This is a genomic window from Clostridium merdae (genome assembly GCF_900176635.1).
GTDB classification, from domain to species: domain Bacteria; phylum Bacillota; class Clostridia; order Oscillospirales; family Acutalibacteraceae; genus Faecalispora; species Faecalispora merdae.
On record NZ_FXLN01000004.1, the window covers coordinates 1,147,149 to 1,162,551 of the forward strand.

Sequence of the window (15,403 nt, forward strand, 5' to 3'; positions counted from 1 at the left end):
TTGAAGCAATCAAACGGAAATCACGGTGAATTTATTGAATCTACAATCTATATCGATGGCAAACTTGATGTCAAAAACAAAGCATTGGTTCGCAAAGGAACCCATCTTGCTTTCTTCTTTTTTACTGGCAATCTTCTCTATCGTTCTTGTGCCGCCATCAAAAGACTATTTGGGTTATATCGATTTTAAAACATTATCGTGCCTATTTTGCCTTATGGCCTCTGTGGTTGGTCTTCAGCGGGAGGGCATTCTCGAAAAAATCTCTCTTCTTGTTTGTTCGCGCATTACAAACTCACGTGCCCTTACGTTTTTTCTTGTATTCGCCAGCTATTTTCTATCAATGCTGGTCACAAATGATGTAGCACTCATTACGGTAATTCCAATTACATTGGCAATTCTGTCTGCTTGTGCTTTGGACGAGTGGAGCGCCTACATTGTGGTTCTGCAAACCATCGCGGCGAATGTGGGCTCTGCGATGACCCCATTTGGTAACCCGCAAAATCTCTATTTGTTTTCCCGTTTTCACATGGGAGTTGCAGATTTTTTTATGACAATGCTCCCTATTGGTCTTGTAGGCGGTGTACTGTTGGCTTTCAGCTGCCTGCTCATCACTCCAAAGGTGCTAACCCCACCTGCAATGCCAGAAAGAACCCCCGCACGGCCAAAACGAATTTTGCTGTATAATGCATTGTTTTTGCTGTCTGCTTCCTCGGTGTTCGACTGGCTGCCATATCAGGCTACTCTTTTACTCGTGCTAGCTGTTTTAATTCCCATTGACAAAAAAGTTCTGGCTGGCGTCGATTACAGCCTACTGGCAACCTTCTTTTGCATTTTTGTGTTTGTAGGCAACTTGGGCAACATCCCTCCGGTACACTCCTTTTTGTCTTATTTTACACAAAGGAGCACCATGCTTTCGGCTATCCTCAGCAGTCAGTTTATCAGCAATGTTCCGGCTGCGATTCTATTATCGGGTTTCACCCAAGAATCGCACAAATTACTTATTGGTGTGAACATTGGCGGCCTTGGCACATTAATCGCCTCTATGGCGAGTGTTATTTCTTATAAATTCTATGTTGCTGTATATAAAGAGGGCACCCAACGGTTCTTAAAGCTGTTTACAGCGGCGAATCTGCTTTTTTTAATGGTGCTATCACTCTTTGAGTATGTTTGGCAACGTTAAACATTCCTCTCCACTCAAACACGCCTATGGAATTTTTAATTATCATAGGCGTGTTTTTTCATTCGCTTGTAAATAATAATCAAAATAAATGGAGTGTAAATAATTCTTTCTATTTTTAGTGAAAGAAATTATAATAGAGAAATATAAAGCGTGTTTGACTTATTTTGAATTTATTTGTAACTCTTAATTTATTATAAAAAATAAACAGATAAGCGTTCTACACTATGCTGGTTTTTATCTAAACTTTTTGTTGACTTATATTAATTTTAATAAAAAGATATAAAAATAATCGTATAGTTGGTTCCGATTATTTATATTAGACAAACAAGAAATCAACTGCTACAATGTATCCGATTATATCTATATTATAATTTTCGACATAATTCGCTTATTATGTAACAACACTCCGACTAAAGACGGGTTTTCAGCAATCAGCATGAAATCTTTATTGAAATTACGCTGATTGTTTTACCATGTGGTTATACCTATTATTACTGTAATTCATGAACCAGCGGTTTGTTTTCGTGTGTGGGAAACCATGAATACACCGTAAATTGTGATACAAATGAAAGGAAGATTCTCATGAAATGTCTCATTATTGATGCAGTCCATAGTTCTATCTCGGAGGAATTGGGCAAGTACATGCAGGTTGACACCCATATGCTTCCCTCACAGCAGGAGCTTGTAAAGTTGATTCCTGAATACGATGTTCTTGTTATGCGTGTAGACCCCGCCATCAACAAAGAAATTCTGGATGCAGCGAAAAACCTTAAGGTAATCGGTGTTTGCTCCGTTGGCCTGAACCATGTTGATATGGAAACCGCTAAAGCCAAGGGCATTCAGGTATTCAATGCTCCCGGCCTCAATGCAAACGCAGTTGCAGAGCTGACCCTCTCCAAAATGCTGGATATGGCTCGCCATACCATCCCTGCAGATGCTGATGTTAAGGTAAACAAGAACTGGGATAAATACAAGTTTGTTGGCAGCGAGCTGAGAGGCAAAACTCTTGGTATTTTGGGCTTTGGCCGCATTGGCCGCCGCGTAGGCGAACTGGGCCGTGCATTCATGATGGATGTTGTGGCTTATGACCCCTTCCTCAAGCCCGAAGACTTTGAGAAAGAGCACTCCAAGGGTATGGAGATTGATGAGCTGCTGAAGGTTGCTGATTATATTTCCATTCACATCCCCTTGACTCCCGACACTAAGGATTTGTTCAATGCAGCTTCTATTGAGAAGATGAAGTCCGGTGCTGTGGTTCTGAACATGAGCCGCGGTGGCATTGTAAACGAACAAGATATGTACGAAGCTCTCAAAGCCAATAAAATTGGTGGCTATGCAACTGACGTTATGGAAAACGAGCTCGCAGCCGGCGGCTTGGGTGAAGGTGCAGGCTTCGATTCTCCCTTGTTTGAGTGCGAGAACTTCATCGTTACTCCTCACTTGGGCGCTCAGTCCACGGATGCTTCCCGCGATATCGGTGTGTTCATTACCGCTAAGCTGAAGGAAGCTTTGAACCTGAAATAATAAGAGTACCATTGCAGCATAAACTGCTGAAATAACTACCTCTTATAAAGAAAGATGCCGCCCATGGTCTGGGCGGCATCTTTCTGCTATTTTAAAGAACATTACTCTCACAAACCGTTTAAGTAGTTATCCTGCCTGTAACGGGTTTTATCCAATCAAAAAACTAGCGCAGTAGAGAGCCTGCTTGTACCAAACCGATTCCGGCTGCTCCCGGGCCGGAATGCGCGCCAACGACTACACCTAAGTCGCTCCTAAAAATTTGCCCCGAGTAAGAGGTCATCTTTTTTAGGTATTCTACCGCATACTCTGCGTCTTCCATATACTCAGCATTTTGAACCGTAATTATTAGCTGGCTCCAGTCCGATATACGGGAGGCCGCAATATCCATCATCGTTTTTAGCGAGCTTTTCCGGCCAATGACGGCCTTTACCGGACGAACCGCACCCTCTATAAATTCACAAACGGGCTTAATTTGAGCAAGCTTACCCAAAAAAGCCGTTGCGCCCCCAATTCTTCCCCCAGCTTCCATGTATTTTAAATTATTAACAACAAACAGCGTTGTTATATTAGTAACGGCCTCACTTACCCTACTCACTATCTCCTGAAAATCTTTTCCGCTTTCAATCATTTTGGCAATTGCAATCTCAAAAGAAGCTTGTCCACATGCGCAGGTGTTGGAATCGATGACAGCAACCTTCGCATCTTTATGTTCCTCTGAAAATACCTCTTTGGCCATACACGCCGTTTGGTAGCTGGATGATAATTTGGAGGATATAGTGGTAACAATCAGCTTTTTTGCACCTTTGTCATATTGCTTTTCCATAGCTGCAACCCAATCATTCACATTGGGCGCTGCAGTCTGCGGCACATCTTCAGGGCTTTTTTCCATATGCCGATAAAAATCACCGGTACTATAATCTACATTTTCGCAGTAATAACCTGTATTTTGGAACTTAAAATAAAACGGAACTTCAATAATTTGGTGCTGTTCTACGACTTCCTGTGGAAGACCACCCGAAGAATCCGCAATTAAACACACATCATTTCTTATCGCCATATTCTCTACTCCATTTTCCGGCACTCCACTTATGCCTGTAGTACATATTTACCGAGGGGTTGTCTTAATCCGAAGTAATATGTACCGGAACGCCGTTAACCTCAACACCGTCCTCCGCACGGATTAGAATGTATTTAATGCCATTAATCACCCGAGTTTCAACCATTTGATCGCCTTCCCCGCTTATCTGAATCTTAATATTGGGTGCAGAGACAACGGTTTGCTTGGAATCCACCAGATTTTTGGGGCTCAGGCTTGTGTCACTGCCAAATTGTTCATCGTACTGCTGTTCAAAGCTTTCAATATGTTCTTTGGAGACTCCCTGCGTCTCCAAAATTCTGGAAACATGGCTTTTGGAGATGGTGAGAGGTACTTCCTCCTTGTTCGCCTTATGTTCTTCAATCATATTTTTTAAGTGCTCCTGCACGGCACACACGGTGTCAAAATCGCACTCTTTCTCAAGCGATTCACACAAAATACTTTGGAACATTTCTTTTTGCTCATCCGCAGGCATAGGCACATTGCAGTGAAAGACCGTATCCACAAATTCCGAATGGGTTTCGGAGGTATCCTGTACATAAAAAAGTGCACTGTATATGTTGGTACTGCGTTCATCAAATGCAGGAAACAAAAAACCAAGCTTTGGCGGAGAAACCACCCAATCGGTTTTGCTGTTCCGGAACGCATTCTCGGTAACGTAATACCCCAGTGCTGGTTTCGTAAGCTTAACGGGGCACACACTGCAAAGAATGTAAGAATACACTTCGGAGGAATTGTCGTCCTGCCGTTCTCCATCTTTAGAGCGAAAAGGAACGTCATACGTATCATGGGTCAAAAGGATCAAATAATTCTCGTCCATTTGAACGGACTGAATTACTTTTTGAAAGAATTGCTCAATTACCTCCTCATCCTTAAGCGACGAGTCCTTTAACGCCATCAGCAAACGGTGTTCTTCACTGTCTACTACCTGTTGTGTGGAAAACTCAATATTTAGCAGGTTCTTATTCAGCGTACCGGAAAGAGTTTTCTTTAAAATAGATATGCAGTTCTCCGCTTCTTCTTGTGGCATCAGCGCAAGGGACTGATTTAATTGTGAAATCATTTCACCCTCTTTATTCACATAGCACCCGCGAATGCTTCGAATATTATTTTTATCGGGTCGAAAGCGACGGCGAATTTCTGAAACTTCTTTTTCATTCATGGCAAACCCTCACTCTTTTACTAGTATTTACATTAGACTCTTCGTTACCATCCTTTTCTAGCTTAATTTATTATAAGCTCCATGGTAATAGTAAAGTGTTGATGTACTCATAACGATACCACATTTTTTTCCAATTTTGCAACCTTTTTCCATAAAACGGCAATCTAGATTATAAACGCGAGTATCTAGTTCTGTTTAAAGCAATTGGAGAAGTGAAACAGCTGCAAGAGAAATTTAAAAGGGTGGTTACTCCTATATCTCACGTTGCAGGTTGCCGCTATATAAAAAGAAGGTGTTGGTTTGAAACCAATACCTTCTTTTTACGCTTTCAACACTGCTTTCTGGTATGATAGGTAACGTTTTCTCAGCCCCGCCTTGCGACGGGGTTGAATTTCAATCCACGCCTCTCTCGCGAGGGGCGACTCGTAGTTTACGTCTTCACTGTCCAGCGCATTGTAATTTCAATCCACGCCCCTCTCACGAGGGGCGACGAAATGGTACGACAAACTCCATAATGACGGTGCGATTTCAATCCACGCCCCTCTCGCGAGGGGCGACATAGCTCCGGCCGCGTTAAAAACAAGCGATTTAATTTCAATCCACGCCCCTCTCGCGAGGGGCGACCGCCGCCTCCATGACGATGGAGGGACTATGATGAATTTCAATCCACGCCCCTCTCGCGAGGGGCGACCACAGGGATAGCGCTATCAAAATAGCGGAAAGACAATTTCAATCCACGCCCCTCTCGCGAGGGGCGACAATAACAAATCGGATAAAACCATGCCGCCAAAATAATTTCAATCCACGCCCCTCTCGCGAGGGGCGACCGCCGTAGCACCACGGCATATAATGCTAAAGGAATTTCAATCCACGCCCCTCTCGCGAGGGGCGACTATGCCAAAAGTATCGTCCCAATATGTAAAGTTTATTTCAATCCACGCCCCTCTCGCGAGGGGCGACAAGAAAATCGGAAGTACTTCTGATTCTAGCAAACAATTTCAATCCACGCCCCTCTCGCGAGGGGCGACTGCAGCTTGCTATGAGTGAGCATGTACGGTTTATCATTTCAATCCACGCCCCTCTCGCGAGGGGCGACACAAAAGCACCGTTGACCGGAAACGCCCTCTTGGATTTCAATCCACGCCCCTCTCGCGAGGGGCGACTATATAAGTAGTAGTCCCTACGTCAAACAACAAAATTTCAATCCACGCCCCTCTCGCGAGGGGCGACGATGCGCGTCAACAGCCTCCGCCGTACCAAAAGATTTCAATCCACGCCCCTCTCGCGAGGGGCGACTGCAAAACAACCAATCTATTTCATACTACATTCTTCTAATCAGTTGTATTGTTTAAAATAATAAGAAAAACTCGCAAGTAATCATTTTTAACTTGCTCTATTAAACGAAAATTCGTGTGCGAATCCCCCAGTAAAAGCATGGGCACTTATGGTTCGCGTTAAAGCACCATTAAATCCTCTGGGTTATACGTTTGTTTCGCTCCATAATGTTCGATTCGGCTTTTATAATTATTTCCCAGATGATAAATACGCAAACTATCTTTCTTTTCATCCATAACGGTAAGTAGTTGACTCTTTACAATACTTATTTCCGCAGGTGTGAGCAGGCACTCAAATACCGAATTTTGTACGCGCTGACCATAATTCACACAAATTTTCGCAATCTTACGCAGCCGCTTACTTCCTTTGGCATCTTCTGTATTCACATCGTAGGTGATAAGCACAAGCATCGGCTACCTCCAAAGAAAGGGAGGATATTCGTCAATATCTCCCCGAATATATTTAGCCAAAAGCATTGCCTGCACGTAAGGCAATAACCCCCACTCTACTTTTTCCTGTAAAAATGGATGGATTATTTCTTCTTTCTTTTTCTGTTGCCATAGAGATAAAAATTTCTTGCGCCCCTCCTCAGTTAAAAGAATCCCTCCATTCTCTTTTGATACAAAATCTTTATCACAAATGCTTTTTTTATTAATGCTAGTCAGTACAAAACGATCTGCAAAGGGCGCTCGAAATTCTTCAAGCAAATCTAGCGCAAGAGAGCATCTTCCCGGTCTTTCTGTGTGAAAAACACCGGCATATGCATCCAGGCCAACTGCCTCCAGTGCGCTTACACACATAGAGGTCAGCAGGCTATACGAAAAAGAGAGCATGGCGTTTACATTATCCATTGGAGGGCGACGCGAACGACCACTGTAATAAAAATCTTCTTTCTGCTGCAATATCATCTCATCAAAGACGGAGAAATACAGGCTTGCACACTCTCCTTCTAATCCTCGGAGCGAATCAGCATTCAATGCACGGTAAGCGTTTACCTTTCCGTTTTGTAGAGCTTCACCAACCTGAGAAAATTTTTCGGTATCAATTCTCAGTGCATGGTCACGTACAGCACGGCTAATAACAGCACTGCTGTTTGCTAGCTTTGAAGCTATCATGTTCTTTGCAATCGCCAGTGAGCGCTCAGAATCATCACAAACACGGTACTGCTCTCGGCGTAGAAGAATATTACCATAAGACTTGCCGGTCACCTTTGCTAAAAAGCGGCCGCTGGGCTTTAAAAACACAAGTGATTTATTCATATCTGCACACTTGCCCATAAGCGCCGGACTAGCACCAATATACCCAAATACCATAATACCGTCGATCATATGCAGTGGCAACCGGCCTAAAGTATTCCCATCACTTTGTACCACAACATTTTCCCCGTCTAACGTGAGGTAGGCATTTTCCGTTGTAATATACAGCGTATTTAAAAGCTTTTTCATAGGCCCACCTCTTTCGTTCCAAGGTTTTTATCCAAATACTCTTCTACGGATTTAATTTTGCAGAGCTTTGGTAAACATAAATTTTTGAGCGAGCAAGCATTACATGCTTTTGTAAATTTCCCCTTAGGAACATAACTACGCTGAACATAGCTATGCATTTCAGCAAACAATGCCCTGACCCGCTCCCTAAGCTCATTTGTGATTTCTACCTTTTGCCGCCGCTTTACTTTCCCATAGAAAATGGCTCCGGCATTTATTTCACAGCCAAGCATTTCTTCTAAGCAAATGGCCTGTGCCACAAGCTGAAGAATATCAACATCGCTATCCTTTGGCTCACCGTGCTTATATTCTACGGGATAAACTGTATACAGCCCCGTTCGCCCATGCAAGGATATTCCCTTAGAGGATTTGCGGAATTCAACAATGTCACATTCCCCACTAGCACCTAAGCTGCGAGAGAAAATAGGCATTCCTCTTGATATAAACACTTCTTTTCTGCTTTCGGAGGAATAGCTGTCGTGACATGTTGCGTGCAGCAAATCGCCCTCAACCGTGCGAAGATTATCTTCCCAAAGCTGTTCAATATGAATCAGCGCCCACTGCCGGCGGCAGAAAGCAAAATGCTGAATGCCCGACAGCATTAGAAAATCATCTTCCTCGTAGCTTTTCATATTCCATCTATGATTTCGGCCTCAAGACCCTCCAGCGGCAGAAGCGTGATTTCATAATCCTCTGCACTTTGGGGAGACGTAACCCCCTCTTTGAGTGTAACTTGCACGGTGTTATGCACCTTAGCCGAGGAATACTGGCCAATTTTATTGTTATGCTGCCACCAGAATAGGCGAACGACCTCCATACTTCCGTCCGGCCTTGCGGAAGAAGTGTCGTTAATAAATAGGGTACGCAGGCATTCTTTAATGGCCTCCGCATCTTCCTGAGTAAATCCAGTTTTCTCTGCAAGCTGAACGTTAATGGCACCTTTGATTTGATAGAGCCCGAATTCCACCATATGCTTTGAGCCCATCGTATCTGAGCTTTTCTTTCCATCTTCCGTTGGCTCACTGTTTACGCTCTTTGTAATCTGCATGCTATTAATATCTACAGGAGAAACACTGACTGCCTGATGAATCGATACCGGACCGCGAACCCCAACCGAAACACCGTCCTTCTCCTTGCCCTTTTTATAGGCAAACACTTGTCCAAACGCCCTAACGTCGAACCATTTACTGCATGCCTGCGCGGCGTAGTCATCCTTTGAGGTATATGTAGTAATTGTTTGGCTGGCACGTTCACTTAAGCTGCCAAAGCTGTCGTCCCGGCGTTCGTCTGACTGGACAAAAATCGCTTTTCCCATATCTTGTAGGCGGTTGCGTATTTTGCGCTTGATGCAAACATCCGAAATCTCACCATGACCGGTATACGTGGTACGGGGGCGGTTTCCATTCAAAGGGTCACCATTGGGGTTTGCATTTGTTACAGAAATAAGCGCTACGAAATCAATTTTGTTTTCAAGCATGTTCATTTTATTTTGCCTCCTTATTATCGCTGTTCTCATTTAATTTATATTTTCTAAATTCTGCCCGTTGCAGATAGTAACCAATTAAATACAATTCATTAAGAGGCCGATTGAGCTGTTCCGTTCCGGATTCTGAAAGCTTCTCCGTAATATTTTCAATTAAGCCTTTATAAAAATGCTTGGAGCCGGGTGTCATGCGCTGAAAATAGGGATTGAGCTTTTCCTCAAGGATCTGCCAGGTGCTCATCGGGTGGTTCACATACGCGCTTTGCAAACGGATTGCATTGGTTTCTCGTGTTTCTTCCCTTGAAAACGTACTGTGCTCCGCTTGTTCCAGCACAGCAAGCAGGCGGCCAAATAAATAGCTTCGGTCTGTATTTTCATAATCAATTGCCATGTAACTCACTCCTTCGTATTTATCATGATGATATTTTGCAACCAGCGCACAGGCTGTGGAAAGAAGTCTCTCTCGGTTACCGATTGAATAGGCCAGTGGTGTGGATGCACGGCGAACTGCTGCGTGCATAATATCTCTCGGCAGCGGCTGCCGGTCTACCATGCAATGTAAAATTCGCTGCGACTGTTCTTTCATCACCTCATCGCTCGTTTCTATAAAATTACCCTGCTCTGTACCAAACGCACACCGCACAATTAATCTGCTTGGCGGAGTCCTCACCTCAATATAGGGTTTTTTCTCGTTCGTAAATCGAGTAAAGTACCAACGGCAAGTGCTGTACCAAGCGGCAAGCCTGTCGTAATAATCGGAACCCTTCAGCTCGTTGTAATAGGTTATGGAAAGCCGCCCGGTCGTTGCGGCATCCAGCGCGATTACTACAATATCATCGTTATTGTCGAGTAAATTCCGGTAGCCCTGCAAGGTTTGGATGAGACGCTTTTTATACTCCTCTTCGGTATACGAGCGAGGAGCATCATCATCCACGAGACCGAATGGGTCTTCAAGTTGCATTACTTCTTTCCCATTTGGGTTCCAGCAAATATAGGTTCGTTTGTTCTGCATGCCCGCCGTTACACCCTGGCGAGCGGCTAACCAGGTTAATGCACTATGTGCTTTTTGCGTCGCCTCATACCCAACAGCACAAGCTTCACCAGAAGTAGTAAAGCGCCCGCGAAAGGTATAATTGGTTTTATCGTTGGAAGAAATGAGCTTCGCACCATAGTTTGCGGCCACTATTCCCTTGGGGTGATTCACAGATATAACATCGATTTCCCCCGTTACAAAGCAAATGTCCTTTTCTCCTGACTGATAGGATGCGTAATATTTGATATAGCTTTGAAACAGCGATTCATCCTCCCACACAGCGTCTGGCTGAGTACCAAGCACTCGAAATCGTACCAGTGCTTTTTCATAAACACTACCGTTTATTTTTTTATTGAGCAGTTCTCCATTTTCCGCTTCCAGAAGCGTAGATTTGATTAAATCTTGGGTCATCTGCCGCTTTGCAGTATAGGCATAAACTGCCTGCACCTTGGGGTGCGTAAAGGGCGAATCGACCCAATCCTTGAGTGCGGAAAGGTATTTCTCAAATTTTTCTTCCGCTTTCTTTTTCTCCTTTTGAGATGATATATATCCCCCAAAATCCCCTGCAACATAGGGGAGCATATCGCACAAAGCGTAAGGTGCCACACCGCTTGAACGTGAGGCCGAGCTTTCCGTTACCGGAATGATTGTTTTTGCATCCTCTTTGGGAATGGAATAAACACCACGAAACTCACCATTCAGATCAATCCATATCTCGATTTGTGCGTTCGCCGTCATATGGGCTACCAGAGAAAGCGGTGCACCCTGTGTTGGCTTGCCAGCCATTTCTTTGTTTGATTCATAGGTCTTGTAGAGCGTATTCATCCATGCCATTTAAACCACCTCAGATTCTATTGGAGTGAAGTTCCGTTCTTCCATTCCAAAGGGCTTCATTGCCATCTCTCGAACAGGGCGATGGTGAGGACATTCCTGTGGGGTAAGAAAATCAATCACACCATTCTTCATAACCGGGCGCCATAATCGCACCGTAAGCATCCCTTTGGTTTGCTCGGAGTACGCTTCGTCTGCATAGGTGATTCCATGGTACATCAGGCCAAAGTCAAGCTGCGGTGTGCTGTCGTAAAAAGAGGCACCCTCACCAAAAACACAAGGCACTACATACGCTTGGCACTCCCTTGTTCCCATAAAAACATCGCGCCTACCGCCACGCTCAATCATTCTCTTTGCGATGTTGTGGTGCTTGTTTTCGTTGCGATCCCCTTCCAGCTCCGGCCTGTTTTCGTTCCATATAAAATGTGCTCTTACCTGGTACCGGCAATCCTTTAGGTACGTGTAATATGATAAATCGTTAGCGGTTTCGTTGGGGCCATGCTGGTACTTAATTGGCCGGATTCCCTTTGTCTCTGTTTGAATTTGGTTCATAACCCGCACCGAATCGATTACCCAAATCAACGTGGGCTTCCAAAAAACGCTGTGCAGTATCCCTTTCAGTGCCTCATAGGTTGGCACCTGGTACGTGAATTTTTCGCCTCCCACGCGAGTAATTGGGTCTGAAAACAGAGCGTAATCTCCAAAGACTTCGAACTCCACACTATTTTTATGCTGCACCCAAATTCCCTCCTCAAAAAATAAAGTTCTCTATGACAAGACCTATTTTGCTATGGTAGCATTGCTCGTTTAGAGCTGTAAAACGCTTATCTTGAGTATACGAGAGCATACCGTACTCTCTCAGCTTTTCATTCTGATAGTGAAAGATTTGGATGGTATAGGGCTTTGCTTTCTCAATGCAACGTTTTAAAAAGGCACCGCTGTAAGCAGATTTTTGAGAAAACAGGTCTGCAATCAGCTCTTTCGCTTCGTCGTTATAGGGCACGATAACGTCAATCGTGTTTTCATCAAACACTTTAAACAAGCTCCCTGCGGTTAAAAATGCCTGATTCATAAAATACTTGCCCTTATATTCCGGTCGCTGGGTATGGCGCTCATTTGCCGCAAGCAGGTCAAACAGATTCTCCGTTGAGCCATCCTCCAGCTTCTGTGGGAATCCAAACTTCCCCTTAATATCCGCATCGTTAAATAGGAACTGATAATACTCGGAAATGCTTTTCTCACTGAGCAAATCTTGTTCAAAGTGTTCTGGGTTTTCTTTAAATTGTTGCAATACCTGCATAGAGCAGCGCTGCGCTGTCGCAATTTCTTGCAGCATTTGCAGCTTTTCCGCATCTAGTTTTAAATTAACAATATAAACAGAGCGTATTCCTCCAAAATCATTATTGCGGTTACAGCGCCCTGCTGCCTGCGCAATATTATCAATTCCCGCCGCAACACGGATGACGCTTTCAAACGAAAAGTCTACTCCGGCCTCTACCAGCTGAGTGGATACACAGACTATCTTTTCTCGATTTTTCAACGCGGCATTAATTTTTTTCAGGGTATCAGTTCGGTGCGCCATACACATGGCTGTGGAAAGATGAAACACTGTGCAATCTTCCAAGCGATTGCACAGCTCTGTATACAGCTTAAATGCACTTTCCTTGGTATTACAAATCAGCAATAAAGAATTTACCTGGGCAAATACCTCTGCTGAAAAATCGGCTAGCTCCTCCACCGCCATCCCATAGGGAGATGTTTTATCTATTATTTCAGTGCGCTTAAATACACCAAAAAGCTCTTTTTGGTGCGGCACAATTTCGCTTGGGCTTGTATAAAGCAGTGGAAAATCCGTTTCATCAAAGCAAGGGGTGGTTGCAGAAGATAATACTACGGTTGCACCGCAATCGTATACCAAAAAATTAAGTGCCATGGTAAACAGATTCATTGCTCTTTTGGGCAATGACTGCACCTCATCTATCACAATTACCGATTCCAATAATGCGCCCATTCGGCGTACTGCCGTTGTCTTGTTCGAAAAAAGGGTATTCAAAAACTGTACCAGCGTTGTAATCACAATGGGAGAGTCCCAAGTCTCTGTTAATAGCTGGTACTGGTTTAATTCATCCAAATTATCAAATACATTCACCACATTGGAGTGGTGCTCCGTTAGGCTGGCTTTGTCTTTTATGTAATCTCGAATCACGGCACTATTCTGCTCTAAAACACTTAATAGAGGAATCACAAACAGAATTCGTTTTTTGCCAAATTGTTTTGCATGGTGAAGTGTATAGCGCAGGGAGGATAATGTTTTTCCAGCTCCCGTTGGCAAAGTTAAGCGGTAGATTCCACCACCTTGCTGCGTAGCAAAACCGCGGCACTGATCTGAGAAACTACTTCTTGCCATATTAATCGGTGTTTGAGAGTCGTGCTGTAAGAGTTTATCTTCAAAATATGCGATTTGTTCCGCCCAAAATTCACTGGTTCCACTGCGGTAATCCAGTCGCGTTCCCGTCATAAACTCCGCTGTATCTCTGCGGTCTCCGTCAATCACAGCCGACAAAAGCATGCGAGCGGCTAACCCCATAGAAAAGCAAACCTGCGTTCTTTTTTTATTAAAACGAGTTCGAATCTGTTCAAACAAAGCGGTAACTTCCTGCTGTGCCAATAAAAAGTAGCGATCAATTTCTTCTGCTGATACACATTCTAGCAAAAAGGCATTTACCGCTTCTTCATACCCAATCTCATTCGGGTCTTTTTCTAAGCGGTGCTCAAATCCACTGGTGTTTTGCAATGTTACGCAGTCAAACTGGCCATGGTGAGCGCCCATGGCATAGACCAGCAGCTCGCAGGTAACTGTACCCATTCCCTGTGGCTTACCTACATGGTATTTTTGCATCAAATAAATGCACCCACAAAAGGTGTGATTCACACTGCCGCGTACTACATCTTCCCCTGCTGCCGCCTTTGCTAGGTACTGCTGGTATTTAGCGGTACACTTACCCATATCGTGCAAAAGGCCAGCCAGATAGGCTGTGTAAAAAAGCCCCATTCCCTTCAGATTTTCGGCAGCATAATTTGCCACATGGAAGGAATGCTCTGCTATGGTCTGCTCTACTTTTACACCATCAATTTCTGTAATATGAGCCAAATAAGTTTCCATAAACCCCTTCCTTTCTTTGCAGAATGATTGTTTTATTCTTTAAATGAAGTATTATCCAATGACACAAATATTTATGTGACACGATATACCATAATATTACATATATTTTACCTGCTATTAAACAATAAATCAACCAAATATTCAAAAAAATATTTCAAATTTATGAGTATATTACATAATAAATTAGGAGGCGATTTTTATAATATAGTTATGCATTTTAATCTCCTCCAAAACCTGTGTTGCACAGCATAAGAAAACCCGCATGGTTTTCGTAGCCATGCGGGTTTTGTTATAGAGCTAAAAAGCTTATATTGCTTTTAGCGATATTAATTTTATTCCAATTTTAAAGAGGCTATATATCGAAATCACGCATCTTTAAACGAATTTGATTGATTCTATTCTCCATATTGTGTCCATCATATTTCCCCAAAGAAAGCATTGACTCCAGCTTTCCGTCCTTCATAAATAGAACTCGTTCGGCTCGGGATGCCATCCTTGCGTCGTGAGTTACTAACAGAATTGCGGTGCCCTCTTTATTGATGGCCGAAAATAGCCCCATAATTTCATCCGAAGATTTCGAATTCAGCGCACCGGTCGGCTCATCCGCAAATAAAATCTGTGGTTCATTCATTAACGCGCGGCAAATTCCTGCACGCTGAAGCTGACCACCGGAGACCTCTGTAATATCTCTGTCTTCCAGCCCAGATATACCCGTTTCTTGCATCAGCGCTTTTGCTTTCTTGAGAATTGGCTTTGCTTTCCCTCTCTGCTCTTGCAAGCTGGAAAGAATAATATTATCCAAAACATTTAAGTTTTTTAGCATAGTTGGCTGCTGGAACACAAAGCCCATTTGTGTTCTGCGTATATCAGCGAGCTCATCTTCGCTTTGCTTTGAGAGCTCTTGACTATCAAAGGTAATTGTACCACCGTTAATGGTATCGGTCCCACTCAATGCGAACAGCAATGTCGATTTTCCACAGCCTGACGGTCCCATCACCGCAATAAATTCTCCAGCAAAAATATCAATATCCACATGATTTAAGGCGTTGGCTGTTTTCTTCCCTTTACCGTATGTTTTCACAATGCCTTTGCCGCTGATTATTTTCTTCATA

12 protein-coding genes and 1 CRISPR repeat array are annotated in these 15,403 nt (G+C 43.6%); of the genes, 2 read left to right on the top strand and 10 right to left on the bottom strand.

Features of this window, described 5'->3' with window-relative positions; genetic code table 11:
* Positions 1-67: 67 nt before the first annotated feature.
* Positions 68-1,180 carry an SLC13 family permease gene (locus CAN90_RS11180; protein ID WP_159450377.1) on the top strand — a complete coding sequence of 371 codons (1,113 nt, stop codon included), beginning with the start codon at positions 68-70 and terminating at the stop codon, positions 1,178-1,180.
* Positions 1,181-1,762: 582 nt separating this feature from the next.
* Positions 1,763-2,704 carry a D-2-hydroxyacid dehydrogenase gene (locus tag CAN90_RS11185; RefSeq protein WP_085833900.1) on the top strand — a complete coding sequence of 314 codons (942 nt, stop codon included), beginning with the start codon at positions 1,763-1,765 and terminating at the stop codon, positions 2,702-2,704.
* 163 nt (positions 2,705-2,867) lie between these two features.
* Here the strand turns inward: CAN90_RS11185 and CAN90_RS11190 are convergent, their stop codons facing one another.
* The 10 genes from CAN90_RS11190 to CAN90_RS11235 form a co-directional block, all read right to left on the bottom strand.
* The gene (locus CAN90_RS11190) at positions 2,868-3,761 is read right to left on the bottom strand and encodes a DegV family protein (RefSeq protein WP_085833901.1); all 894 of its coding nucleotides are present in this window, start codon (positions 3,759-3,761) and stop codon (positions 2,868-2,870) included.
* 64 nt (positions 3,762-3,825) lie between these two features.
* Positions 3,826-4,962 carry a DUF4317 domain-containing protein gene (locus CAN90_RS11195; protein ID WP_085833902.1) on the bottom strand — a complete coding sequence of 379 codons (1,137 nt, stop codon included), beginning with the start codon at positions 4,960-4,962 and terminating at the stop codon, positions 3,826-3,828.
* A gap of 390 nt (positions 4,963-5,352) precedes the next feature.
* Positions 5,353-6,258: a CRISPR direct-repeat array (repeat unit 33 nt; unit sequence ATTTCAATCCACGCCCCTCTCGCGAGGGGCGAC).
* A 158-nt stretch (positions 6,259-6,416) separates the two neighbouring features.
* Entirely contained in the window at positions 6,417-6,707 is a 291-nt protein-coding gene (cas2, locus tag CAN90_RS11200) for a CRISPR-associated endonuclease Cas2 (protein WP_085833903.1), read from the bottom strand.
* A 3-nt stretch (positions 6,708-6,710) separates the two neighbouring features.
* Positions 6,711-7,742 carry a type I-C CRISPR-associated endonuclease Cas1c gene (gene cas1c, locus CAN90_RS11205; protein ID WP_085833904.1) on the bottom strand — a complete coding sequence of 344 codons (1,032 nt, stop codon included), beginning with the start codon at positions 7,740-7,742 and terminating at the stop codon, positions 6,711-6,713.
* Complete coding sequence (gene cas4, locus CAN90_RS11210; RefSeq protein ID WP_085833905.1) at positions 7,739-8,413, bottom strand: CRISPR-associated protein Cas4; 675 nt, start codon at positions 8,411-8,413, stop codon at positions 7,739-7,741. The genes cas1c and cas4 overlap by 4 nt, the downstream gene beginning before the upstream one ends.
* Positions 8,410-9,264 carry a type I-C CRISPR-associated protein Cas7/Csd2 gene (gene cas7c / locus CAN90_RS11215; protein ID WP_085833906.1) on the bottom strand — a complete coding sequence of 285 codons (855 nt, stop codon included), beginning with the start codon at positions 9,262-9,264 and terminating at the stop codon, positions 8,410-8,412. The genes cas4 and cas7c overlap by 4 nt, the downstream gene beginning before the upstream one ends.
* 1 nt (position 9,265) lies before the next feature.
* Complete coding sequence (gene cas8c / locus CAN90_RS11220) at positions 9,266-11,131, bottom strand: type I-C CRISPR-associated protein Cas8c/Csd1 (protein WP_085833907.1); 1,866 nt, start codon at positions 11,129-11,131, stop codon at positions 9,266-9,268.
* Entirely contained in the window at positions 11,132-11,866 is a 735-nt protein-coding gene (gene cas5c / locus CAN90_RS11225) for a type I-C CRISPR-associated protein Cas5c (protein WP_085833908.1), read from the bottom strand.
* A gap of 13 nt (positions 11,867-11,879) precedes the next feature.
* On the bottom strand, positions 11,880-14,291 hold the full coding sequence (locus CAN90_RS11230; RefSeq protein ID WP_085833909.1) for a CRISPR-associated helicase/endonuclease Cas3: 2,412 nt from the start codon (positions 14,289-14,291) through the stop codon (positions 11,880-11,882).
* 352 nt (positions 14,292-14,643) lie between these two features.
* Positions 14,644-15,402 carry an ABC transporter ATP-binding protein gene (locus CAN90_RS11235; protein WP_085833910.1) on the bottom strand — a complete coding sequence of 253 codons (759 nt, stop codon included), beginning with the start codon at positions 15,400-15,402 and terminating at the stop codon, positions 14,644-14,646.
* Position 15,403: the final 1 nt, after the last annotated feature.